Raw genomic sequence first — 22,122 nt, 5'->3', positions numbered from 1 at the left:
TATCTCCCGGGTGCTCGGGCGCCGAGCCCCGGGTTCGCTCGGGCGTACGCCTTTCGCCCGCCGTTCGCCTGCGGTTTTCCGGCCGGCCGAGCGCCCGCCATCGACCCCGCGAGCGCGGTGCGCACGGCGCGTCGCCGCACCCGGGACCACTATTCGTCACTTTGACGCCAAGGGTCGGGTACATTGGATCGTGTGACCCGGATTCGCATCGCCCTCAGCCAGATCAACCCCACGGTCGGCGACCTCGACGGCAACGCCGAACTGGTCGTGGGGCGCACCCGGAAGGCCGCCGAGCGCGGCGCGTCGCTCGTGGCCTTCCCGGAGATGGCGCTCACCGGATATCCCGTCGAGGACCTGGCCCTGCGCTCGTCCTTCGTCGAGGCCTCCCGCCGCGCGCTGGAGGCGCTCGCCGCCCGGCTCGCCGCCGAGGGACTGGGCGAGGTCGCGGTCGTGGTCGGCTATCTGGACCGGTGCGGGGTGTCCACGCCGCGACTGGGCCGCCCGGCCGGCGCCCCGCAGAACGCGGTCGCGGTGCTGCACGGCGGCCGGGTCGCGGCCCGCTCGGCCAAGCACCACCTGCCCAACTACGGCGTGTTCGACGAGTACCGCTACTTCGTCCCGGGCGATCGGCTCCTGGTCACCCGGGTCGGCGGCGTCGACATCGCGATCGCCGTCTGCGAGGACCTGTGGCAGGAGGGCGGCCCGGTGGCCGCCGCGCGCGCCGCGCGGGTCGGCCTGTTGTTGTCGATCAACGCGTCGCCGTACGAGGTGAGCAAGGACGACTCGCGGCTGGAACTGGTCCGCCGCCGCGCCGGCGAGGCGAACTGCGCGCTCGCCTACGTCAACGCCTTCGGCGGCCAGGACGAGTTGGTCTTCGACGGCGACTCGCTGATCGTGGACGCCGAGGGGACGGTGCTCTCGCGCGCGGCGCAGTTCCGCGAGGAACTGTTGATCGCCGACCTGGACCTGCCCGAGCGCACCGTGGACGACAGCGTGTACAGCGCGGGCGACGTGGTGGCCGACGGCCTGACCATCCACCAGGTGATCCTCACCGAGGAGGCCGCGCCGGTGCCCGCGCCCGCCGCCGCGCACTCGATCGCGCCGGCCCTGTCCGACGACGCGGAGGTCTACCGCGCGCTGGTCACCGGGCTGCGCGACTACGTGGCCAAGAACGGGTTCAAGTCGGTGCTGCTGGGCCTGTCCGGCGGGATCGACTCGGCCCTGGTCGCGGCGATCGCGGCGGACGCGGTGGGCGGCGGCAACGTGTACGGCGTCTCGATGCCCAGCGGCTACTCCTCCGAACACTCCAAGGACGACGCGGCCGACACCGCCGCGCGGATCGGGCTCAACTACCGCCAGGTGCCGATCGCCCCGATGGTGGACGCCTACCTGGGCGCGCTCGGGCTGACCGGCCTGGCCGAGGAGAACCTCCAGGCCCGGGTGCGCGGCACCACCTTGATGGGGCTGTCCAACCAGGAGGGCCACCTGGTCCTGGCCACCGGCAACAAGAGCGAGCTGGCCTGCGGCTACTCCACGCTGTACGGCGACGCGGTCGGCGGCTTCGCGCCGATCAAGGACGTGCCCAAGACCGCGGTGTGGCGGCTGTCGCGCTGGCGCAACGCGGAGGCCGAGCGACTCGGCGAGCCGGCCCCGATCCCGGAGAACTCGATCACCAAGCCGCCGAGCGCCGAGTTGCGGCCGGGGCAGGTCGACACCGACTCGCTGCCGCCGTACGAACTGCTCGACGCCATCCTGGACGACTACGTCGAGCGGGACATGGGCCGCGACGCGATCGTGGCGGCGGGTTTCGAGCCGGAGTTGGTGGACCGGATCCTCAAGCTGGTGGACACGGCCGAGTACAAGCGCCGGCAGTACCCGCCGGGCACCAAGATCTCGCTCAAGGCGTTCGGCCGGGACCGGCGACTGCCGATCACCAGCCGGTGGCGCGAGAGCGGCTGAGCACGACCCGAGAGCACCCGAGCACGCCGCGAAGACAGACCCGAAGAGCACGACACGGACACGACGAAGGGCCCGACCGCTGCGGTCGGGCCCTTCGTGGTGGATTCGGCTCGGCTCGGCCGCGGATCCGCTCAGCTCAGCCGCAGGTCCGCCAGGATCGGCATGTGGTCGCTCGGCGTGCCGCCCAGCACCTTCGCGTCGGCGGCGGCCATGCCCCGGTACATGATGTGGTCGATCGCGGCCATCGGGAACGACTCGGGCCAGGTGAAGCCCATCCCGGTGCCGGCCGCGTCCTGCGCGTCCGCCAGGTAGCGGGTGACCGGGCGCAGCGCCCGGTCGTCGGTGGTGCCGTTGAGGTCACCGGCCAGCACCACGTGCGGCGCGGTCTCGACCGCGAGCGACCGGGACAGTCGATCGATCGTGTCGTTGCGGTCGCCGACCGTGAAGCCGCTCGGGCCGAAGCGCACCGACGCGAGGTGCACGGCGTAGAAGGCCACGTCGCCCTTGGGCGTCTTGATCACCGTGCGCAGCGCGCGGGTGAAGCCCATCCCGACGTCGACCGCCTCGGCCTTGCTCATCGAGAAGTCCGCCGTGGTCCAGACCGCGACCGTGCCCTCGTGCTGCACGTTCGGGTACCGGCTCTTGAGCACCGCGTCGTACAGCTTCCACGCGCCCTCCGGCAGTTCCTCCAGGGCGATCACGTCGGCGTTCGCGCCGAGCAGCGAGCGGGCGGTGCCGGCCGGGTCGGGATTGCTCGCGTTCACGTTGTGGCTGAGCACCCGCAGGTCGTGCGGGCCGCCGCCGCGGCCGGGCATGAAGAAGCCGCCGAACATGGTCACCCACACCAGGATCGGCAGCATGGTCGCGGCCACCGCGGTCCACGAGCGACGGATCGCCGCGCAGGTCAGCAGCACCGGAACGACCAGGCCCGCCCAGGGCAGGAAGGTCTCCACGAAGCTGCCCCAGTTGCCCGGGGTGTTGGGCACCATCCGGTGGAACGCGAGCGGGAGGGTGGCCAGCACCGCGAACACGGCGATCACTCGGCCGCGGCGCCACGGCGGGGTGCGCCATGTGGCGACCGCACCGTCCCGTACGCCCTGCCACGACCACCGTGACCCTCGCCGAGGACCTCCGTCGCCGGCCGGCTGCGGCTCGGCTCCGGTGTCCGTCGTGGTGGGCCACGTCATGCTGCCTCCTGAAGTCCCAGACTCGAGTCCCGACTGTGTCCGCGTCAACGTACGAACAAAACGTCCCCTACGTCGAAACGGACGCCGGAAAGCGGTCGATAGGTTCCCTATGGGCTCAGGAGCGAGCGCGAATCCCGCCGAGCAGCGCGTCCGCGATCTGGCCCGGCAGCTCCGGTTCCAGACTTGCGTTCTCCCGTACCAGCTTGCGTACCAGTATGGGGCCCGTGACCAGGTCCATCAGGACCTCCATCGGCAGATCGGCACGCAGCTCGCCGGAATCCACCCCGCGTTGCAACAGGCCGCGCAGGATCGCCCGGCGTTTCTCCACGACCACCTCGTGATAGCGCCGGTGCAGCTCGGGATGGCTGCGGATCTCGCCGGAGAGCATCCCCATCAGCCCGTCGCCGCGCTTGTCCACCGCCTGGAGGCGCATGTGCTCCAAGACCAGGATCAGATCCTCGCGCAGCGACCGGCCCTTGAGCACCGCCGGCATCGCCTCGGCGGCCTCGACCGCCGCCACGATCAACGCCTCCTTGCCGGGCCAGCGGCGGTAGATGGTGGCCTTGCCCACACCCGCCTCCTGGGCCACCGCCTCGACGGAGATCGCGGCGATGCTGCGGTGCGCGTCGAGCAGGCGCAAGGTGGCGCCCAGGATCGCCCGTTCGGCTTCCTCGCTGCGCGGCCGACCCCGGCGGGGCTTGTCCGCCCCGCCGGGCTCGGTCGTGGTGTCGGCCAGGGGTTCGGCCGCTGATGCGGATGTCGCAGGCTGCATGTCAGACCTTCGCGGAGCGCGGTTCCTCGGCGGACCGTTCGATTCGGTCCGCTTCGGGGGCAGTCTGCCCGGACTCGCGGCGCGGCATCCACAGGAACACCACGACCGCGCCGATCAGCGCGACCACGGCGGAGCCGACGGAGGCGGCGTGCATGGCGTCGATGAAGCCGTCCTTGGCCGGGTCCACGAGCGCCGCGCCCTTGTCGCCGAGTCGGCCGGCCACCGCGAGCGTCGCCTCGACCGAGTCGCCGGCCGCGCCCTTGGGCACGTCCGGCGGGAGCTTGTCCAGGTCGCCGGAGATCCGGTCCCGATAGACCGACGAAAGCACCGAGCCCAGGATCGCCACGCCCAGCGCGCCGCCGACCTGACGCACGGTGTTGCTGACCGCGGAGCCGGCCCCGGCCTTCTCCCGCGGCAGCGAGGACATGATCGAGTTGGTGGCCGGCGGCATCACGTGCGCCATGCCCGCGCCCTGGACGAAGAACACCACGCACAGGATCCAGATCGGCGAGGTGCGATCCATGCCCAGGAAGGCCAGGAAGCTCAGGCCGACCAGGAGCATGCCGCCGGTGGTGACGGCGCGTACGCCGAACCGCTTGACCATCACCGAGCTGCGGGCCGAGAACATCAGTTGCGCGATCGCCAGCGGGAGCAGCAGCAGGCCGGTCTGCAGCGGGGTGTAGCCGCGCACGCTCTGCAGGTAGAAGGCCATGAAGAAGGTCACGCCCATGAGCGCGAAGAACACCAGGCCGATCGCGCCGGCCGCGGCGGAGAAGGCCGGGTCGCGGAAGAACTTGACGTCCAGCGCGGGATGGTCGCTGCGCTTCTCGAACCACACGAAGAAGGCGAGGACGACCAGGCCGAGCACGATCGTGCCGATCACCTCGACGCTGCCCCAACCCGCGTCGCCGCCTCGGATGATGCCGTAGACCAGCGAGACCAGTCCCGCGATGGACAGCGCGACCCCGATCGGGTCGAGCCGGCCGGGCCGGGGGTCGCGCGAGTCGGGCACCAGGAGCAACATCGCGACGATGCCGACCAGCACGATCGGGACGTTGATCAGGAAGACCGAGCCCCACCAGAAGTGGTCGAGCAGCACGCCGCCGGTGATCGGGCCGATCGCGATCGCCAGACCGACCGCGCCGGACCAGATGCCGATCGCCTTGGGTCGCTCGTGCGGCTCGAAGACGTTGCTGATGATGGACAGTGTGGCCGGCATCACGAACGCGCCGCCGAAGCCCATCACCGCGCGCGCGGTGATCAGTTGCCCGGGGCTTTGCGAGTAGGCGGAGAGCAGCGACGCGAGGCCGAAGATCACCATGCCGAACAACAGGGTGCGCTTGCGACCGAAGCGGTCGCCCAGGATGCCCGCGGTGAACAGCAGGCCGGCGAAGACCAGGGTGTAGGAGTTGATCGCCCACTGGAGCTCGCTCTGGGTGGCGCCCAGGCCCTTCTCCGGGTCGGCGATGGTCTTGATCGCGACGTTGAGGATCGAGTTGTCCAGGACGACGACCAGCAGGCTGATCACCAGGACGCCGAGGATGGCCCAGCGGCGGCGATGGATGTGCTCGTCGACCGTGCGTATGGGAGGAACGTGCGCTGAAGTCACGGGTGAAGCTCGATTCGTCGAACATGTGGGACCGGTTCGGGTTGCCTCACAGGCTAGGGCACTTTACGAAACGAGAACGTCTCGTATTGCAAAGCCTCGGCAAATGCCGGGCCGATGACCACTCGGCGAGCACCCGGCGGTCACCCGGAATCCGGCGTCCGACTCCCCTGTTGTCCTGTTACGGCGCGTGTCACCATGGCGTTGTCCGGGGACGCCGTCCGAGCGCCTCGAGTCGGGAGAACACCATGTCCAGCAACACATCCGCGCAGCCGATAGCCGCTTCGGGCGAGGGTCCGGGACTGACCCTGTACGGCGGCGAGGGAACCGGGCGCCGGGTCACCGTGCGCGACCTCGCCCGCGCCAAGCGAGCCGGCGAGCGCTGGCCGATGCTCACCGCGTACGACGCGATGATCGCCTCCGTATTCGACGACGCGGGCATTCCGGTGCTCCTGGTCGGCGATTCGGCGGGCAACAACCACCTCGGCTACGAGAACACCGTGCCGGTCACCATGGACCAGTTGGTGATGCTCACCGGCGCGGTCGTGCGCGGCACCAAGCGCGCGCTGATCGTGGCCGACCTGCCGTTCGGCTCGTACCAGGAGTCGCCCGAGCAGGCCCTGCGCAACGGCGTGCGACTGCTCAAGGAGGCCGGTGCCGGCGCGGTCAAGCTCGAGGGCGGACAGCGCTCGGCCCGTCAGGTCGAGGCGCTGGTCGCGGCGGGCGTGCCGGTGATGGCCCACCTCGGGCTCACCCCGCAGTCGGTGCACGCCTTCGGCGGCTACCGCGTGCAGGGCCGGGACGCGGAGAGCGCCGAGCAGTTGCTCGCGGACGCCAAGACGATGCAGGCCGCGGGCGCGTTCGCGGTGGTCCTGGAGTGTGTGCCGGAGGACCTGGCCGCGCGCGTGACCGAGCAGTTGGAGATCCCCACCATCGGCATCGGCGCGGGTGTGCGCTGTGACGCCCAGGTGCTGGTGTGGACCGACATGGCCGGCATGACCACCGGCCACACCGCCAAGTTCGTCAAGCAGTACGTCGACCTGCGCGCCGTGCTCGGCGACGCGGCCAAGGCGTTCGCGGGTGACGTGGTCGGCGGCGCCTACCCGGGTCCGGAGCACACCTTCCACTGAGTGTCGGGTGGGGCCGTACGATCGAATTCCCGGTCGTACGGCCCCTTTCCCGCACCTGGAGCAGTTCGTGACGCACCCCTACGGAGACTACGGCCGCCGCCCCGCGGCCGGCTCGCTGCGCCACGTGCGACCGAGCCCGATCTTCCTCGCGATAGTCGCGGTCTGCGCCGCCTCGACCTGGTACACCTGGCACGACGACGGCTCCTCCGAGGCGGCCACCCGCACCGGGGTGTTCCTGCTGGTGATGTCCGGCTGGCTGGTGTCGTTGTGCCTGCACGAGTTCGCGCACGCGTTCGCCGCGCTGCGCTCGGGCGACGACAGCGTGGTGGGCAAGGGCTATCTGACCCTGGACCCGCTCAAGTACAGCGATCCGCTGTTGTCCTTCATCCTGCCGACGATCTTCGTGCTGCTCGGCGGCATCCCGCTCAGCGGCGGCGCGGTCTACCTGGACCGCTCGGCGATCCGCGGCCGGGTGCGCAACAGCATGGTGTCGGCGGTCGGACCGCTGACCAACGCGGTGCTGGCGATCGTGCTCGCACTGGTGTTGTCCTCCGGCGCGGTGGACGGCGCGAGCCCGACCTTCGTCGCCGCGTTCTCGTTCCTGATCCAGCTCCAGGTGATCGCGGCGGTGCTCAACCTGCTGCCGGTGCCGGGCCTGGACGGCTACGGCGTGATCGAGCCCTGGCTGCCGTACGACTTCCGGCGGGCCATCGCGCCGTACGCGCCGTACGCGATCCTGTTCCTGTTCGCGCTGTTGTGGTCGCCGTCGGTCAACGGCTGGTTCTACGACGTGATCGACCACGTCACCGACGCGCTGGACGTGTCGCCGTACCTGGCGAGCGACGGCTATCGGTTGTTCCGCTTCTGGTCCTGAGGATCCCCCGGACCCTGCCGGTCCCGGGCGCGCCGCCACCATCGGGTGAGTGGACCCGGGCCCCGGCGGGGCCGGGTCTCGTCCGGCGTCAGGTGGTGCTCGGGGATCTCGTAGCGGTGCAGGTAGCCGCCGACGAAGGCCTGTCCGGTGGCCGCGATCGGGATCGCGATCAGCGCGCCCACCACGCCCAGCAGCGCGGCCCCGGCGATCACCGCGCCGAACGCGACCGCCGGGTGGATCTCCACCGTGCGCGCGGTGATCCTCGGGTGCAGCAGGTAGTTCTCGAGTTGCTGGTACGCGGTGGCGAACGCCACCACCCACACGGCGGTCAACGGGCTCACCGTCAGCGCGATCAGCGCGGGGAGCACGATCGCGATGTAGGTGCCCACGGTCGGCACGAACTGCGAGATCAAGCCGACCCACAGCGCGAGCGGCACCGCGTACGGCAGGTCGAGCAGGAAGAAGACGAGATAGTGCGCGAACGCCGAGATCAGCGCGAGCGCGGCCCGCGAGTACAGATAGCCGCCGGTCTTGTCGATCGCGATCTCCCACCCGCGCAGCACCTCGGCCTGCCTCTCCGGCGGCAGCAGCGAGCACACCGCGCGGCGCATCCGCGGGCCCTCGGCGGTGAAGTAGAAGGTGAACAGCGCGATGGTGAACAACTCGAACAGGCCGGCCACGATCTTGGCGGACAGACCGAGCGCGTTGTTCGCCACCCGCTCGGCATAGCCCTGGACGGTGTCGGAGTCCTTGAAGATGTCGCCCTGGATCTTCTCCACGGTCAGGTCGGTGCCGAAGGTGCGGTTCACCCACGCCACCAGGTCGTCGAGGTAGTCGGGCAGGTGCCGCGCGAACGCGACCACCTGGTCCACCAGCAGCGAGCCCACCACCGTCAGGAAGCCGGCGCAAGCCAGGAAAACCACCACGAACGCGATGCCGGTGGCCGCGCCGCGCCGCATCCCGCGCCGGGCCATCCGGTCCACCGCCGGCTCGAAGGCGAGCGCGAGGAAGAACGCGAGCAGCAGGTCGATCAGCAGCGAGCGCAGGTGGGCCAGCGTCCAGCCGAGCAGCCGGAAGCCCGCGATCATCGCCAGGATCATGAACACGGCCCGCGGCAACCACGGCGGCATGCGATCGCGCGACCCGACCCGTGTGGTGGGGGTGTCGGGTGTGCTCACATGGGCTCCCTGCGCTCTTCCGCACCACTGTGTCGCGATGCGTATCCGATGACAGGAAGAGACTAGAGCGTCACGTTATGTCCATTTGGGCATGTCGCGGAGCCGCCCGGCGGTTCAGGCCCGTTTGGTCGTCGGCAGGTCCATCGAGACGCACACGCCGCGCCAGACGTCCTTGGCCTCGATGCCCGCGGCCAGCGCCTCGTGCACGGTCCGCCCACCCAGCTCGGACATCACGTGGTCGCGGGCGAAGGACTCGGCGTACGAGTCGCCGAAGTGGGCGCGCATGCGTCGCCAGAAGTCGGTGAGTCCCATGCGACCAGTATCGCGGTCGCGCCGCGTCCCCCTGTCGCCCGCTTGTCGTCCGCCGCGAATGTCGGAGCCACGCGGCACCATGGGGAGTTATGCCACACGACGATCCCGCCTCGGCCCTGGCCGGCTTCTCCCTCGCCACTCGGGAGTGGTTCACCGGCGCCTTCCACGCGCCGACCCGGGCCCAGGAGGGCGCCTGGCGCGCCATCGCCGAGGACAAGGACGCGCTGGTGGTCGCGCCCACCGGATCCGGCAAGACCCTCGCGGCGTTCCTGTCCGCGCTGGATCGGCTCGCCGCCGAGCCGGTGCCGGCCGACCCGCGCCGGCGCTGTCGGGTGTTGTACATCTCGCCGCTCAAGGCGCTCGCGGTCGACGTCGAGCGCAACCTGCGCAGCCCGCTCACCGGCATCCGCCAGGCGTGCGTACGCCTGGGCCTGCCCGAGCCCGAGGTCACCGTGGGAGTGCGCTCCGGCGACACCCCGGCAGCCGATCGACGCCGGTTCGCGACCAAGCCGCCGGACATCCTGATCACCACGCCCGAGTCGCTGTTCCTGATCCTCACCTCGCAGGCCCGCGAAGCGCTGCGCGGGGTGGACACGGTGATCGTGGACGAGGTGCACGCGGTCGCGGGCACCAAGCGCGGCGCGCACCTGGCGCTGAGCCTGGAGCGGCTGGACGAACTCCTGGAGCGGCCCGCGCGCCGGATCGGCCTGTCCGCGACCGTGCGCCCGGTCGACGAGGTGGCCCGCTGGCTGCGCTCGACCGGCGACGTGCGTGTGGTCCAGCCACCGGCCGCCAAGACGTTCGAGCTCTCGGTCGTGGTCCCGGTCGAGGACATGAGCGAGCTCGGCGGCGGCACCGGCGAGTTCGACGAGGCCGGCAACGAGCGCAAGGCCTCGGTGTGGCCGCACGTCGAGGAACGCATCGTCGACCTGATCCAGGCGCACCGCTCGACCATCGTGTTCGCCAACTCGCGCCGGCTGGCCGAGCGACTGTGCGGCCGCCTGAACGAGATCGCCTACGAGCGCGCCACCGGCGAGAAGCTGCCCGAGGACGCGTCGCCGGCCGAGCTGATGGCGCAGGCGGGCAGCAACCGCGGCGCGCCCGCGCTGCTGGCGCGCGCCCACCACGGCTCGGTGTCCAAGGAGCAGCGGGCCCAGGTCGAGGAGGACCTCAAGGCCGGCAGGCTGCCCGCCGTGGTGGCCACCTCGAGCCTGGAGCTGGGCATCGACATGGGCGCGGTGGACCTGGTCGTCCAGGTCGAGTCGCCGCCCTCGGTGGCCTCCGGCCTGCAGCGGGTGGGGCGGGCCGGCCACCAGGTGGGCGCGATCTCCCGAGGCGTGATCTTTCCGAAATTCCGCGGCGACCTGGTGCAGACCGCGGTGGTCACCGAGCGCATGCGCGAGGGCGCGATCGAGTCGGTGCGCGGGCCGCGCAATCCCCTGGACGTGCTCGCGCAGCAGATCGTCTCGATGGTGTCGATCGAGGACCGGGACGTGGACGCGCTGCTCGCGCTGATTCGCCGGGCCGCCCCGTTCACCGCCCTGCCCGCGTCGGCCTACGAGGCGACGCTGGACATGCTCGCCGGCCGCTACCCCTCGGACGCGTTCGCCGAACTGCGCCCGCGCATCGTGTGGGACCGGGTGGGCGGGGTGCTGTCCGCCCGCCCGGGCGCGCAGCGGCTCGCCGTCACCTCGGGTGGCACCATCCCCGACCGGGGCCTGTTCGGCGTGTTCCTGGTCGCCGGCGACGCGAAGTCGCGGGTCGGCGAGCTGGACGAGGAAATGGTCTACGAGTCGCGCGTGGGCGACGTGTTCACGCTGGGCACGTCGTCGTGGCGAATCGAGGACATCACCCACGACAAGGTGCTGGTCTCGCCCGCCCCCGGGGTGCCGGGCAAACTGCCGTTCTGGCACGGCGACGCGCTCGGACGGCCGGTGGAACTGGGTCGGGCGCTGGGCGCGTTCGTCCGCGAGGTGGGCGCGCTGCCGGCGGACCGGGCCCGCGAACGGGTGGCCGCCGCGGGCCTGGACCCGTGGGCGGTGGACAACCTGCTCGGCTACCTGGGCGAGCAGCGCGAGGCGTGCGGCCACATCCCGGACGACCGCACCATCGTGGTCGAGCGCTTCCGCGACGAGTTGGGCGACTGGCGGGTGGTGGTGCACTCGCCGTTCGGCGCCCAGGTGCACGCGCCCTGGGCGCTGGCCATCTCGGCCCGGCTGCGCGAGCGCACCGGTCTGGACGTGCAGACCATGCACGGCGACGACGGGATCGTGCTGCGGCTGCCGGACACCGGCATGCCCTTCGGTGAGCAGTCCTTCGGCGAGGAGCCCGACGATCTCGCGGCGGGTGCCCTGCCGCCGGACTTCGCGCTCTTCGAGGAGGCCGAGGTGGAGCCGCTGGTGACCGCCGAGGTCGGCGGCTCGGCGCTGTTCGCGTCCCGCTTTCGCGAGTGCGCGGCCCGCGCGCTGCTGCTGCCGCGGCGCATGCCGGGCCGGCGCACCCCCCTGTGGCAGCAGCGCCAACGCTCGGCCCAACTGCTCGCGGTGGCCAGTGAGTACGGCTCGTTCCCGATCGTCCTGGAAACGATGCGCGAGTGCCTCCAGGACGTGTTCGACGTGCCCGGCCTGACCGGCCTGATGCGCGACATCGCCACCCGCGCCGTGCGCATTGTCGAGGTCACCACCACCGAGCCCTCGCCGTTCGCCCGCTCGCTGCTGTTCGGCTACGTCGCGCAGTTCATGTACGAGGGCGACTCGCCGCTCGCCGAACGGCGGGCGGCGGCGCTCGCGCTCGACTCGCGGCTGTTGGCCGAGCTGCTCGGCCAGGCCGAGTTGCGCGAACTGCTCGACCCACAGGTGCTGGCCCGCACCGAGGCCGAGTTGCAACGACTGGCCGAGGATCGCCGGGTGCGCGACGCCGAGGGCGTCGCCGATCTGCTGCGGCTGCTCGGGCCGCTGACCACCGCCGAGGTCGCGGCGCGCGCCACGGGCGCCTTCGAGAGCGACTGGCTGACCGGCCTGGAGGATGCGCGTCGGGTGATCCGGGTGCGGATCGCGGGCGAGGAGCGCTGGGCCGGCATCGAGGACGCGGGCCGACTGCGGGACGCGCTGGGCACTCCCCTGCCGGTCGGCGTCCCAGAGGCGTTCACCGAGCCGGTCAAGGATCCGCTGGGCGACCTGCTGGCCCGGCACGCGCGCACGCACGGCCCGTTCCGGGCGGGCGAGGCCGCCGCCCGCTTCGGTCTGGGCGTCGCGGTGACCACGGGCACGCTGGAGCGGCTGGCCGCGGGCGGGCAGGTGGTCTCCGGCGAGTTCCGCCCCGGTGGATCCGGCCTGGAGTGGTGCGGCGCGGAGGTGCTGCGGATGTTGCGCCGGCGCTCGCTGGCGGCGCTGCGGCACGAGGTCGAACCGGTGCCGCCGGTCGCACTGGCCCGGTTCCTGACCGCGTGGCAGGGCGTCGGCGCGAGCGGGGTGCGCGGCCCGGACGGCCTGGTCCGGGTGATCGAGCAGCTCCAGGGCGCGAGCGTGCCGGCTTCGGCGCTGGAGAAGCTGGTGCTGCCCTCGCGCGTGGTCGACTACCACCCGGCGATGCTGGACGAGTTGTGCGCGGCCGGCGAGGTGGTGTGGGCCGGACACGGCGCGCTGCCCGGCAAGGACGGTTGGCTCTCGCTCTGCCTCGCGGACGCCGCGCCATACCTGTTCCCGCCGCCGGTGCCGCTGGAGACGACATCACTGCACACCGCGATCCTGGCCGCGCTGTCCGGCGGCTACGCGCTGTTCTTCCGGCAGTTGACCGAGCGGCTGGAACTGCCGGCTCCGGCGTCCGAGGCGGCGATCGCCGACGCGCTGTGGGACCTGGTGTGGTCCGGGCGGGTCACCGGTGACACGCTCACCCCGCTGCGTGCGCTGCTCGGCTCCGGGCGCACGTCCGGCTCCACCGCGCATCGCGCCCGGCGGGCGACCCCGCGCGGGCGGTACGCGGGACTGAGTCGGGGTCGTCCGGTCGCGTCCGGGCGCACCGGCCCGCCCACCGTGGCCGGCCGCTGGTCGCTGGCCCCCGCACCCGAGCCCGACCCGACCCGGCGCGCCCACGCGCTGGCCGAGACGCTGCTCGACCGGCACGGCGTGGTCACCCGCGGCGCGGTGGTCGCCGAGGGCAGCCCCGGCGGGTTCGCCGCCGCCTACAAGGTGCTGAGCGTGTTCGAGGACGGCGGCCGGGTCCGCCGGGGCTACTTCGTGGAGGGGCTGGGCGCCGCCCAGTTCGCCGCCGACGGCGCGGTGGACCGGCTGCGCGCGCTCCAGGGCGCGAGCGAGCGCCGTGAGCCGCACGAGGTGCCCGGCGCGGTGGTGCTGGCCGCCGCCGACCCGGCCAATCCGTACGGTGCCGCGCTGGCGTGGCCGGACCGTCCCGGCGAGACCGGCGGCGGCCACCGCCCGGGCCGCAAGGCGGGCGCGCTGGTGGTCCTGCTCGACGGCGAACCGATCCTGTACATCGAGCGCGGCGGGCGCACGTTGTTGTCCTGGACCGACGACCCGGACCGGGTCGGCCCCGCCGCCGAGGCGCTGGCCCACGCGGTGCGCGCGGGCGCGCTGGGCAAGCTGACGGTGGAGCGGGCCGACGGCGCCGAGGTGCTCACCTCCTCGCTGGGCAAGGCACTGGAGGCGGCCGGGTTCCATGCCACCCCCAGGGGGCTGCGCCTGCGAGGGTGACACCGTTTCGTTACACGAGCGCCCGGTCCGCGAAACACCCCGGTCATGTACGTCCAGCAGGATCGTGGTCACGGAAGGCGACGCGGGGAGCGATCCCGGTGACGCCGACCGGCACCATCCGCCCGTGGCGACCCTGCACGCGTCACGGTCGGAAGCACATGGATCCGGCGTCGCGAACGTGTTCCTGGCCGCGCGCTCGCGACGTCGGTCCCTGTGCGGCATCGCCTGCGGCGCCGCGACCCCCGGGGTTCGGCCGCACCGACGGGTCCGGGGGGACTCGGAAGGCCGGCCCCGGGCTCGGCTCCGACCGCCGCCCGTCCGGGACAATGGTGGGGTGCCCGAAGGCGACAGCGTGTATCAGGTGGCGCGGCGGCTGCGCGCGGCCCTCGTGGACCGCCCACTGACCGTGACCGACTTCCGCGTGCCCGCCCTGGCGACCGTGGACCTGACCGGGCGCTCGGTCCTGGCGGTGGTCCCGCGCGGCAAGCACCTGCTGACCCGGATCGAGGGCGACCTCACGCTGCACACCCATCTGCGGATGGATGGCAGGTGGGAGATTCAACCCACCGGCCCGCGCCCGCTCCCCCGGCCCTGGCACGCGATCCGCCTGGTGCTGGCCAACGCGACACAGACCGCCGTCGGAATGCGGATGCCCGTGGTCGAACTGCTGCGCACCGCCGACGAGGCGACCGCGGTCGGCCGGCTGGGTCCGGATCTGCTCGGTCCGGACTGGGATCCGGTCGAGGCCGCACGCCGACTGGCCGAGCGCCCGGACCGGCCGATCGGCGAGGCGCTCCTGGACCAGCGCAACCTGGCCGGGATCGGCAACGTGTACCGGGCGGAACTGTGCTTCCTGCGCGGCATCACCCCCTGGACCCCGGTCGCGGCGGCCGGCGACCCGCACGCGTGGGCCGCCCTGGCGCACCGCCTGCTGTACGCCAATCGCGACCGGATCGGGCACGTCACCACCGGCGACACCCGACCGGGCCGGCGGCACTGGGTCTACGGGCGCGGCGGTCGCCCGTGCGCGCGCTGCGGCACCCCGATCCGACGAGCGGACCTGGGCGACCCGCCGCGGGTCGCGTTCTGGTGCCCGCGCTGCCAAGTGTCACCCGATGGGAGTACACCCGGTGACCGACGCCCGGGCGGTTCGTCGTACAGGGCATGAGCCCGCCCCGGATCGTGCCCGCCCTGGTGTTGCCCGTCCTGCTCGTGGCCGCGGCCGGCTGCACCTCGGTGTCCGCGCCGAGCCCGTCGCCGCGCCCGGCGCCCCCGGCAGCGACCGCCGCCGCACCGTTCGCGCCCGTGCCGGAACCGACTCCCGCCGCCGAGGTCTCCGCGTTCGCGGCGGAGCCGGAGCCGGCGATCACGGCGATGGCGGGCGGGTCGGCCGAGTCCGAGGTGCCCGAGCCGGCCGGCCCGACCGCGACCGGGCAGGACCCGGATTCGCCGCCCCCGCCCCGGACCACCCGCCCGCGCCCGCGGGCCGAGAAGGGTGAGGCCCGGCCGGCCCGCACGAGGGCGCCGACCGGGCGGTCGAACCGGGTCGAGAGCGACCCGTGCGACGCCCTCGCGGCGGCCGGCGTGTTCCCCCGCGGCGGCGCCACGCACCGCTGGTGCCACTGGCAGGAGGGCCGGCGGTGACACCGATCTCGTTGCCCCACGCCTTTATTGACTGTTCGTCAGATGGCTCGTACGGTCGGCGCGCTGTGCACGCCTAGCGCCGGGAGGCCAACCGTGTTTCGTGAAGCCCTCGATCTGACCGGCCGAGTCGCCGTCGTCACCGGCGCGGCCTCGGGCATCGGCCGCTCCAGCGCCGAGGTGCTGGCCGACCTGGGCGCGACCGTGGTCTGCGCGGACATCCAAGAGGCCGGGGCACAGGAGACCGCGAAGGCGATCGTGGCCGCCGGCGGCGCCGCGACCGCCGCCGGCGTGGACACCTCCAAGGCCGCCCAGGTGGACGCGCTGATCGGCGACGCGGTGGCCGCGCACGGCCGGCTCGACGTGCTCGCCAACATCGCCGGGGTGATGCATTCGAGCACGGTGATCGAGACCGAGGAAGCCGACCTCGACCGGGTCCTCGCGATCAACTTCAAGGGTGTCTTCTTCGGCTGTCGGGCCGCGGCGCGCGTGATGACCGCGCAGGGCTTCGGCAGCATCGTCAACATGGCCTCCGGCGCGGTGGACACCGCGACCTCGGGCCTGCTGTGCTACGGCGCGGCCAAGGCCGCGGTCGTGCAGTTGACCAAGACCCTGGCCACCGAGGTCGGTCCCAGCGGCGTGCGGGTCAACGCGGTCGCGCCGGGCTGGATCGTCACCGGGATGACCGGCCGGCACTGGACCGACGCGGACGGCAACGAGGACGAGGAGCGCAAGGCCGCCGTGGCCGCGCCGATGGCCCGGATGGCCCCGCTGCGCACAGTCGGCGAGCCCACCGACATCTCCTACGCGGTGGCCTATCTCGCCTCGGACGCCGCCAGGTTCGTCACCGGCCAGATCCTGCGCCCCAACGGCGGCATCGCGATGCCCTGGTAGACCACAGTCCGAACCCTCGCCCGTCCGACCCGCCATCCCGCGCCCGCACCGCCCGCGCTCATGCCGAAGCCCCGCCTCCCACAATCGGGAGGCGGGGCCGAGGCCGCGCGTCGCTCAGGCCTGGTTCTCGGCCTGGAACATCCAGCTCATCTTCTCGAGATCCGCGGCGATCGTGATGAACAGGTCCTGGCTGACCGGGTCCGGTTCCTCGGTGGCCGCGATCCGCTCGCGCATGCGCTCGATGACCGCGCCGTACACACCGACGAAGTAACCGACCACGTCGGCGTCCTTGATCCAGCCGGAGTCGGGCTGCGGGACACCGCTGCCCGCCGTGATGGTCGCGGCCCGGCCGTCCGGGTTGTACCCGATCGCCGAGGCGCGCTCCGCGACGGTGTCCGCGAAGGCGCGCGCCGAGGCGACCACCTCGTCCAACTGGAGGTGGATCGAACGGAAGCGCGGACCCACCACGTTCCAGTGGGTCTGCTTGGCGACCAGCGAGAGATCTATCAGGTCGACGAGGGCACCCTGAAGCGCCTCGCCGGTGATCTTGCGCGCATCGTCGGACAGGGGGCTCTTGACGACGACCATGGTGCTACGACTCCTCGGGGTTGGTGTCGATTCGACCACCGGGCCGGGGGACCCGGTGTACACGACACCGGATGCCCCGATTCGGGCGAACGATGCTCCCGAGTGGGAAAGACCACACCACCGGTCGTCGAGGTCAGGCCGCCACCACCACACTCACCGCGTTGTCGGCGGAGATCGGGCCCGTGCCCGACGACCGGTCGTTGTTCTGACGTTCCGCGGCGGCGCGCTCGTTCGGCGTGAAGCCGGCGCCGACCGGTTCCAGGACCGGACGCATCGCCTCGGCCGAGGCCAGCTCGGCGAGGGCCAGCTCGTCGCTGACCTCCCGCATGAGCACGGACATGCGCACGTCCAGCGCGTCGCAGATCGCGGCGAGCAGTTCGGACGAGGCTTCCTTTTGGCCGCGCTCGACCTCGGACAGGTAGCCAAGGGATACCCGGGCTGAGGACGACACCTCGCGCAGGGTGCGACCCTGACGCTGGCGCTGGCGCCGCAGCACGTCACCCAGCAGGCGACGGAGCAGGATCATCGGTCGCTCCCTCCTAGGGCGGCTCGGGGGGTCACAGCCCCACCGTACCTGCCCGACCGCGCGGGTGTGCCCGCCTTACGGTCCTGTTCACTCAGGGCGTGGAACCTTGACGGCGGGGGTGTCCAGGGTCCATGGGGTTTCCGGCCCACTCCCACCTCGATTCGCAGCACGTCGTTGCACAGCCTTCCGCGTGTCCCGCGCATTCTTGACCGGAGCGCTCTCCCCGGTCGACCGGGAAGCCCGGTCACCCCGTGCACGACGGGTCCTGCTCGGCCGGCAGCCCCGCCACGACGCACCGGAGCAGATCCAGGACGCGGACCGTGGTCATCTCCCGAATCCTGCTCCGACTGCCCGAGAACAGCAACGAAAGCACGGTTGTTCCCTCGGGTCCGGCCACCGCGATGTGCACGGTGCCCACAGGCTTGCCGTCCTGGGGGTCCGGCCCGGCGACCCCCGTCGTGGCCACCCCGTAGGTACCCGACATCAGGCGCCGCACACCCTCGGCCATCGCCGCCGCCACGTCCGGGTGAACCGCGCCCTCGGCGGCCAGCAGGTCGGCGTCCACGCCGAGCACCGCGGCCTTGACGTCGGTGGCGTACGCGGTGATCGAACCGCGCACGCTCACGGACGCGCCCGGCACCGAGGTCAGTTCGGCGGCGACCAGGCCGCCGGTGAGCGACTCGGCCACCGCGACGGTGGCGCCGCGCTCGCGCAGCAGGTCCAGCACGACGCCGGCCGGCGTGTCGCCCGCCTCGCCGTACACACAGCTCCCGAGCAGTTCGCGGGCCCGCGCCGCGGCGGCGTCGACCGCGTCGGCGCCGCCGGGAGCGGTCGAGGTGAGCTTGACCCTGGTCTGCCCGGCGGTGGCGAGGTAGGCCACCTCGACCGCGCCCACGACCGCGAGTTCCTTCTCCAGCGGCTCCAGCGCCGCGGCGATCACGCCCTCACCGACCGACGCGGTGAGCAACTGGCGCTGGGCCCGGATCGGTGGGTTGCCCGCGCGGCGCAACAGGTCGGGCAGCACCCGGTCCTCGGTCATCGCGATCATCTCGTGCGGCGGGCCGGGCACCGCGTACACCTGCACGTCGCCGATCTCGATAGCCACGCCCGGGGCGCTGCCGTTGGGGTTGGGCAACGAGCGGCCGCCCTCGGGCACGTCCGCCTGCTGCAGGCCGAGCGCGGTGAGGGTACGGTTCAGGCCCTGGTACCGGCGGCGCAGCCAGTCCTCGATCGCCGGTTCCCGGCGCAGCGCCACCCCGGCCACGGCGGCGATCGCCTCGCGCGTGCGGTCGTCGGACGTGGGACCGAGGCCGCCGGAGACCAGTACCGCGTCGGCGCGCCGCACGGCCTGGGTGAGCACGTCGATCATCTCGTCGAGTCCATCGCCCACGGTGGACACGCCGGTGACCCGCAGCCCGGCCGCGGTGAGTCGGCGGCCGAGGGTGACCGCGTTCGTGTTCACCACGTCGCCGACGAGCAACTCGTCCCCCACCGCGACCAGTTCGACCTTCAATTCGCGCATGGTCCCTCTCCCCCCGTGGTCGGGTTCCGTCCCGACGTCAAACCTGTCCGGCGGGCACCGGCGTGCCGCGTCGCAGTCGTACGGCCTTGACGATGTAGTCCAGGCCGGTCACCACGGTGATGATCACCGCGGCCGCCATCACCCAGGCCCGCGTGCTGGCCAGCGGGCCGGTCATGACCAGTGTGTACATGCCGATCGCGACACCCTGGAGCATGGTCTTGGCCTTGCCTCCCCGGCTGGCCGGGATCACGCCGTGGCGGATCACCCAGAAGCGCAGCAAGGTGATGCCGATCTCCCGGGCGAGCACCACGAGGGTGACCCACCACGGCAGGTCGCCGAGCGCGGACAGGCTGATCAGCGCGGCACCCATCAGCGCCTTGTCGGCGATCGGGTCGACCAGTTTGCCGAAGTCGGTGACCAGGTTGTGCATCCGGGCCAGCTTGCCGTCGAAGAGGTCGCTGATGCTGGCCACGGTGAACGCGGCCCAGGCCCAGGCCCGCCACGCGGGATCGTGGCCGCCGTCCTGGAGCAGCAGGACGACGAAGACCGGCACCAGGGCCACCCGCATCATGGTCAGCGCGTTGGCCGCGTTCCACGCGCTCACCGAGGTGGTGGGGTCGCCGAGTCGATCCGGCTTCGGCGGGTGGTTGGCCGCGGCGGCGCGGACCGCCTCGGCCGGACGCCGACGCTGCGGTGCCGGATCGGCCGTCACCGATCGCCCCCGGGCACGATCACGTCGATCGCATCGCCGTGCAGGTCGGCGCCCTCGCTGTCGGTGACCCGGACCCGGACCAGGTCGCCGACCCGCAGGCCCTCGCCGATCACGGTGGTCGAGCCGTCGGTCTCGGGGGCCTGGTGGTGCGCGTGGCCCTCGGCACTGCCGTCCTCGCCGAGTTCCTCGATCAGCACGATCACCTCGGTGCCGATCCGGTCCTCGGCGCGTTGCGCGACGAGTTCCTCGGCCAGCCGGGAGATCCGCTCCACGCGCGCGGCCACCACATCCGGATCGATCTTGTCGGCGTAGCCCGCCGCCTCGGTGCCGTCCTCGTCCGAGTAGCCGAACACGCCGATCGCGTCGAGTCGGGCGGCGATCAGGAAGCGCTCCAGCTCGTCCACGTCCTCCTCGGTCTCGCCCGGGAAGCCGACGATGAAGTTCGAGCGCGCGCCGGCCTCGGGGGCCTTGGCCCGGGCCTGCTCCAGGAGGGTGGTGAACGCCTCGCGCGAGCCGAAGCGGCGCATCCTGCGCAGCACCGGCTCGGAGGCGTGCTGGAAGGACAGGTCGAAGTAGGGCGCGACGCCGGGCGTGCCGGTGAGCACGTCGATCAGGGTCGGCCGCATCTCGGCGGGCTGGAGGTAGTTGACCCGGACCCGCTCGATGCCCTCGATGGCGGCCAGCTCCGGCAGCAGCGTCTCGAGCAGGCGCAGGTCGCCCAGGTCCTTGCCGTAGGAGGTGGAGTTCTCGCTGACCAGGACGATCTCGCGGACGCCCTGCTCGGCCAGCCAGCGGGCCTCGGCGATCACGTCCGAGGGGCGTCGGGAGAGGAACGAGCCGCGGAAGGAGGGGATCGCGCAGAACGAGCAGCGTCGGTCGCAGCCGGAGGCGAGCTTGAGCGAGGCGACCGGGCCGGAGCCGAGCCGGCGGCGCAGCGCGCGCGGCCCGGAGGCCGGGGCGACGCCTTCCGGCAGGTCTGCGGGTGCGCCGTGTCCGGGCACCGCGACATCGGCGGCCTGGCGCTCGACCGGGGTGATCGGCAGCAGTGCGCGGCGGTCGCGCGGCACGTGCGAGGTGTGCTCGTCGCCCGCGAGGATCGAGCGCAGCCGGGTGGAGATGTCGCCGTAGTCGTCGAAGCCGAGCACCGCGTCCGCCTCGGGCAGGGCGCCCGCGAGCTGGTCGCCGTAGCGCTCGGCCAGACAGCCGACCGCGACGACGGCCTGCGTGCGGCCCTCGCCCTTGAGGTCGGCGGCTTCCAGGACGGTGTCGATCGAGTCCTTCTTGGCGGACTCGACGAAACCGCACGTGTTGACCATCACGACGGACGCGTCCGCGGCGTCCTCGACGAGGGACCAGCCGTCGGCCTCCAGCCGGCCGGCGAGTTCCTCGGAGTCCACCTCGTTGCGGGCGCAGCCGAGGGTGACCAGGGCGACGGTGCGCAGGGCGGAGGGGCTCTCGGCCGGGGCGGCGGGGCTGGTGGTATCGCGGGCGGGCATGCCGGAAAGCCTACGTCAGGCGCGGGCGTGGACCGGACGCAGGGAAGCGTCCGATGGTTCCGGGGAGGTCACGATGGCTCGTCAACGAGGGGAAGCACCCGCCGACGAGGTGGTCCGCGTCGGAGAAGGGTCGGCCGACGCGCTCGTCCGCGTCGGGGAGGGGCGGGCCGATGAGGTGGTCGGCGTCGGGGAAGGTTCGGCCGACGCGCTCGTCCGCATCTGCGGGAGGGGGTCGCCGGGTACGAACGTGTGCTGGGCCACGTCGCCCTCCTCGCCCGCCGGGCCCAGGTCCTTGCCGTTGACGTTCAGTCGCGCGGCGCCGGAGTTGCCGATCTGGAGCTTGAGCTGCTCGGGGTCGGTGAGCGTCTTGGCCTCGCCCTTGTTCAGGATCGTCTCGAAGATCTGCTTGTTCTCGGCGTCGAACGCGCGGATCCAGCTGCGGCCGTCGACGGCGGTGATCGTGACGACCACCTCGGCCGGGAACTCGGGGGTCTTGGTCGACGGCTCGACCGGAGGCGGTGGGGGCGGCGGGGCCGGGGCTACGAGGGCGGTCGTGGTCGGCGCGACCCGCGACGCGGTCTCCTTCTTGTCGTCGTCGGCGCGACCGCCGGCGAGCTGGACGAACGCGAAGATCAGCACGATGACCACCGCGACGCCCATGGCCAGGGTCCAGTTCGGCTGGCGGTACTCGATCGATTTGCGGGGGGAGTCGAAGATCTCGGTCGGGCGGGGAGTGCTGGTGCCGCCGACCGTGTGGTCGTATTCGGCGATCAGCGGATCGGGTTCCAGGCCGGTCGCGCGGGCCAGGGTGCGGATGTGGCCGCGGGCGTAGAAGTCGCCGCCGCACGGTTCGAAGTCGTCCCGTTCGACGCCCTCGATGATGACCTGCCGGATGCGGGTGACCTCACTGAGCCGTTCGACAGTGAGACCGGCCCGCACTCGTGCCTCGGCGAGGCTTTGACCGATCGACACGATTCGCCCCTTATGCGTCATTCATCACGACTGACACCAATCAT

18 protein-coding genes are annotated in these 22,122 nt (G+C 72.3%); 7 read left to right on the top strand and 11 right to left on the bottom strand.

Annotated features, from left to right (window positions below):
• Positions 1-192 precede the first annotated feature (192 nt).
• Positions 193-1,959, top strand: a complete 1,767-nt coding sequence (locus tag ACIBSV_RS13025) for an NAD+ synthase (protein ID WP_395862234.1) — start codon at positions 193-195, stop codon at positions 1,957-1,959.
• A 131-nt stretch (positions 1,960-2,090) separates the two neighbouring features.
• Here ACIBSV_RS13025 and ACIBSV_RS13020 read toward each other — a convergent pair whose 3' ends face one another.
• From ACIBSV_RS13020 to ACIBSV_RS13010, 3 genes are all read right to left on the bottom strand, one after another.
• The gene (locus ACIBSV_RS13020; protein WP_395862232.1) at positions 2,091-3,146 is read right to left on the bottom strand and encodes an endonuclease/exonuclease/phosphatase family protein; all 1,056 of its coding nucleotides are present in this window, start codon (positions 3,144-3,146) and stop codon (positions 2,091-2,093) included.
• Positions 3,147-3,261: 115 nt separating this feature from the next.
• Positions 3,262-3,918, bottom strand: a complete 657-nt coding sequence (locus ACIBSV_RS13015; protein ID WP_395862230.1) for a TetR/AcrR family transcriptional regulator — start codon at positions 3,916-3,918, stop codon at positions 3,262-3,264.
• 1 nt (position 3,919) lies between these two features.
• Positions 3,920-5,527 carry an MFS transporter gene (locus ACIBSV_RS13010; RefSeq protein WP_395862228.1) on the bottom strand — a complete coding sequence of 536 codons (1,608 nt, stop codon included), beginning with the start codon at positions 5,525-5,527 and terminating at the stop codon, positions 3,920-3,922.
• A 245-nt stretch (positions 5,528-5,772) separates the two neighbouring features.
• Between ACIBSV_RS13010 and panB the strand changes: the two genes are divergently transcribed.
• The gene (panB, locus tag ACIBSV_RS13005) at positions 5,773-6,654 is read left to right on the top strand and encodes a 3-methyl-2-oxobutanoate hydroxymethyltransferase (protein WP_395862226.1); all 882 of its coding nucleotides are present in this window, start codon (positions 5,773-5,775) and stop codon (positions 6,652-6,654) included.
• Positions 6,655-6,721: 67 nt separating this feature from the next.
• Entirely contained in the window at positions 6,722-7,528 is an 807-nt protein-coding gene (locus tag ACIBSV_RS13000) for a site-2 protease family protein (RefSeq protein WP_395862224.1), read from the top strand.
• Here ACIBSV_RS13000 and ACIBSV_RS12995 read toward each other — a convergent pair.
• Together ACIBSV_RS12995 and ACIBSV_RS12990 are read right to left on the bottom strand one after the other, a co-directional pair.
• Positions 7,501-8,706, bottom strand: coding sequence for an AI-2E family transporter (locus tag ACIBSV_RS12995; RefSeq protein WP_395862222.1), 1,206 nt, complete (start codon positions 8,704-8,706; stop codon positions 7,501-7,503). The genes ACIBSV_RS13000 and ACIBSV_RS12995 overlap by 28 nt on opposite strands.
• A gap of 114 nt (positions 8,707-8,820) precedes the next feature.
• Positions 8,821-9,018 (bottom strand): DUF3046 domain-containing protein, encoded by a 198-nt coding sequence (locus ACIBSV_RS12990; protein ID WP_360304842.1) that lies wholly within the window; start codon positions 9,016-9,018, stop codon positions 8,821-8,823.
• Positions 9,019-9,107: 89 nt separating this feature from the next.
• Here ACIBSV_RS12990 and ACIBSV_RS12985 point away from each other — a divergent pair, with 89 nt between their 5' ends.
• The 4 genes from ACIBSV_RS12985 (at position 9,108) to ACIBSV_RS12970 (ending at position 16,262) form a co-directional block, all read left to right on the top strand.
• Positions 9,108-13,727: an ATP-dependent helicase gene (locus ACIBSV_RS12985; protein WP_395862220.1), complete on the top strand. Its 4,620-nt coding sequence runs from the start codon at positions 9,108-9,110 to the stop codon at positions 13,725-13,727.
• A gap of 334 nt (positions 13,728-14,061) precedes the next feature.
• Positions 14,062-14,895, top strand: a complete 834-nt coding sequence (locus tag ACIBSV_RS12980) for an Fpg/Nei family DNA glycosylase (RefSeq protein ID WP_395862218.1) — start codon at positions 14,062-14,064, stop codon at positions 14,893-14,895.
• Positions 14,892-15,371 (top strand): hypothetical protein, encoded by a 480-nt coding sequence (locus tag ACIBSV_RS12975; RefSeq protein ID WP_395862216.1) that lies wholly within the window; start codon positions 14,892-14,894, stop codon positions 15,369-15,371. The genes ACIBSV_RS12980 and ACIBSV_RS12975 overlap by 4 nt, the downstream gene beginning before the upstream one ends.
• Positions 15,372-15,464: 93 nt before the next feature.
• A complete protein-coding gene (locus tag ACIBSV_RS12970; RefSeq protein WP_395862214.1) occupies positions 15,465-16,262 on the top strand; it encodes an SDR family NAD(P)-dependent oxidoreductase in 798 nt (265 codons plus the stop codon).
• 114 nt (positions 16,263-16,376) lie between these two features.
• Here ACIBSV_RS12970 and ACIBSV_RS12965 read toward each other — a convergent pair whose 3' ends face one another.
• From ACIBSV_RS12965 to ACIBSV_RS12940, 6 genes are all read right to left on the bottom strand, one after another.
• Positions 16,377-16,850, bottom strand: a complete 474-nt coding sequence (locus tag ACIBSV_RS12965) for a Dps family protein (RefSeq protein WP_395862212.1) — start codon at positions 16,848-16,850, stop codon at positions 16,377-16,379.
• Between the two features lie 133 nt (positions 16,851-16,983).
• Positions 16,984-17,376: a helix-turn-helix domain-containing protein gene (locus tag ACIBSV_RS12960; protein ID WP_395862211.1), complete on the bottom strand. Its 393-nt coding sequence runs from the start codon at positions 17,374-17,376 to the stop codon at positions 16,984-16,986.
• 244 nt (positions 17,377-17,620) lie between these two features.
• Positions 17,621-18,898, bottom strand: a complete 1,278-nt coding sequence (locus ACIBSV_RS12955) for a CinA family nicotinamide mononucleotide deamidase-related protein (RefSeq protein WP_395862209.1) — start codon at positions 18,896-18,898, stop codon at positions 17,621-17,623.
• Between the two features lie 37 nt (positions 18,899-18,935).
• On the bottom strand, positions 18,936-19,610 hold the full coding sequence (gene pgsA, locus ACIBSV_RS12950; protein WP_395862207.1) for a CDP-diacylglycerol--glycerol-3-phosphate 3-phosphatidyltransferase: 675 nt from the start codon (positions 19,608-19,610) through the stop codon (positions 18,936-18,938).
• Entirely contained in the window at positions 19,607-21,106 is a 1,500-nt protein-coding gene (gene rimO, locus ACIBSV_RS12945) for a 30S ribosomal protein S12 methylthiotransferase RimO (protein ID WP_395862204.1), read from the bottom strand. The genes pgsA and rimO overlap by 4 nt, the downstream gene beginning before the upstream one ends.
• 81 nt (positions 21,107-21,187) lie before the next feature.
• Positions 21,188-22,078 (bottom strand): helix-turn-helix domain-containing protein, encoded by an 891-nt coding sequence (locus ACIBSV_RS12940; protein ID WP_395862202.1) that lies wholly within the window; start codon positions 22,076-22,078, stop codon positions 21,188-21,190.
• Positions 22,079-22,122: the final 44 nt, after the last annotated feature.

It is taken from the genome of Embleya sp. NPDC050154, assembly GCF_044460165.1.
Lineage (GTDB): Bacteria > Actinomycetota > Actinomycetes > Streptomycetales > Streptomycetaceae > Embleya.
Note: the sequence above shows the minus strand (reverse complement) of the source record. Positions and strands in the feature narration are given on the sequence as shown.

Coding starts and splice junctions, on each gene's coding strand:
- ACIBSV_RS12965 (WP_395862212.1), bottom strand. CDS start 16,850: ATGGTCGTCGTCAAGAGCCCCCTGTCCGACGATGCGCGCAAGATCACC.
- panB (WP_395862226.1), top strand. CDS start 5,773: ATGTCCAGCAACACATCCGCGCAGCCGATAGCCGCTTCGGGCGAGGGT.
- ACIBSV_RS12985 (WP_395862220.1), top strand. CDS start 9,108: ATGCCACACGACGATCCCGCCTCGGCCCTGGCCGGCTTCTCCCTCGCC.
- ACIBSV_RS13020 (WP_395862232.1), bottom strand. CDS start 3,146: ATGACGTGGCCCACCACGACGGACACCGGAGCCGAGCCGCAGCCGGCC.
- ACIBSV_RS12960 (WP_395862211.1), bottom strand. CDS start 17,376: ATGATCCTGCTCCGTCGCCTGCTGGGTGACGTGCTGCGGCGCCAGCGC.
- ACIBSV_RS12955 (WP_395862209.1), bottom strand. CDS start 18,898: ATGCGCGAATTGAAGGTCGAACTGGTCGCGGTGGGGGACGAGTTGCTC.
- ACIBSV_RS12975 (WP_395862216.1), top strand. CDS start 14,892: ATGAGCCCGCCCCGGATCGTGCCCGCCCTGGTGTTGCCCGTCCTGCTC.
- rimO (WP_395862204.1), bottom strand. CDS start 21,106: ATGCCCGCCCGCGATACCACCAGCCCCGCCGCCCCGGCCGAGAGCCCC.
- ACIBSV_RS13015 (WP_395862230.1), bottom strand. CDS start 3,918: ATGCAGCCTGCGACATCCGCATCAGCGGCCGAACCCCTGGCCGACACC.
- ACIBSV_RS12990 (WP_360304842.1), bottom strand. CDS start 9,018: ATGGGACTCACCGACTTCTGGCGACGCATGCGCGCCCACTTCGGCGAC.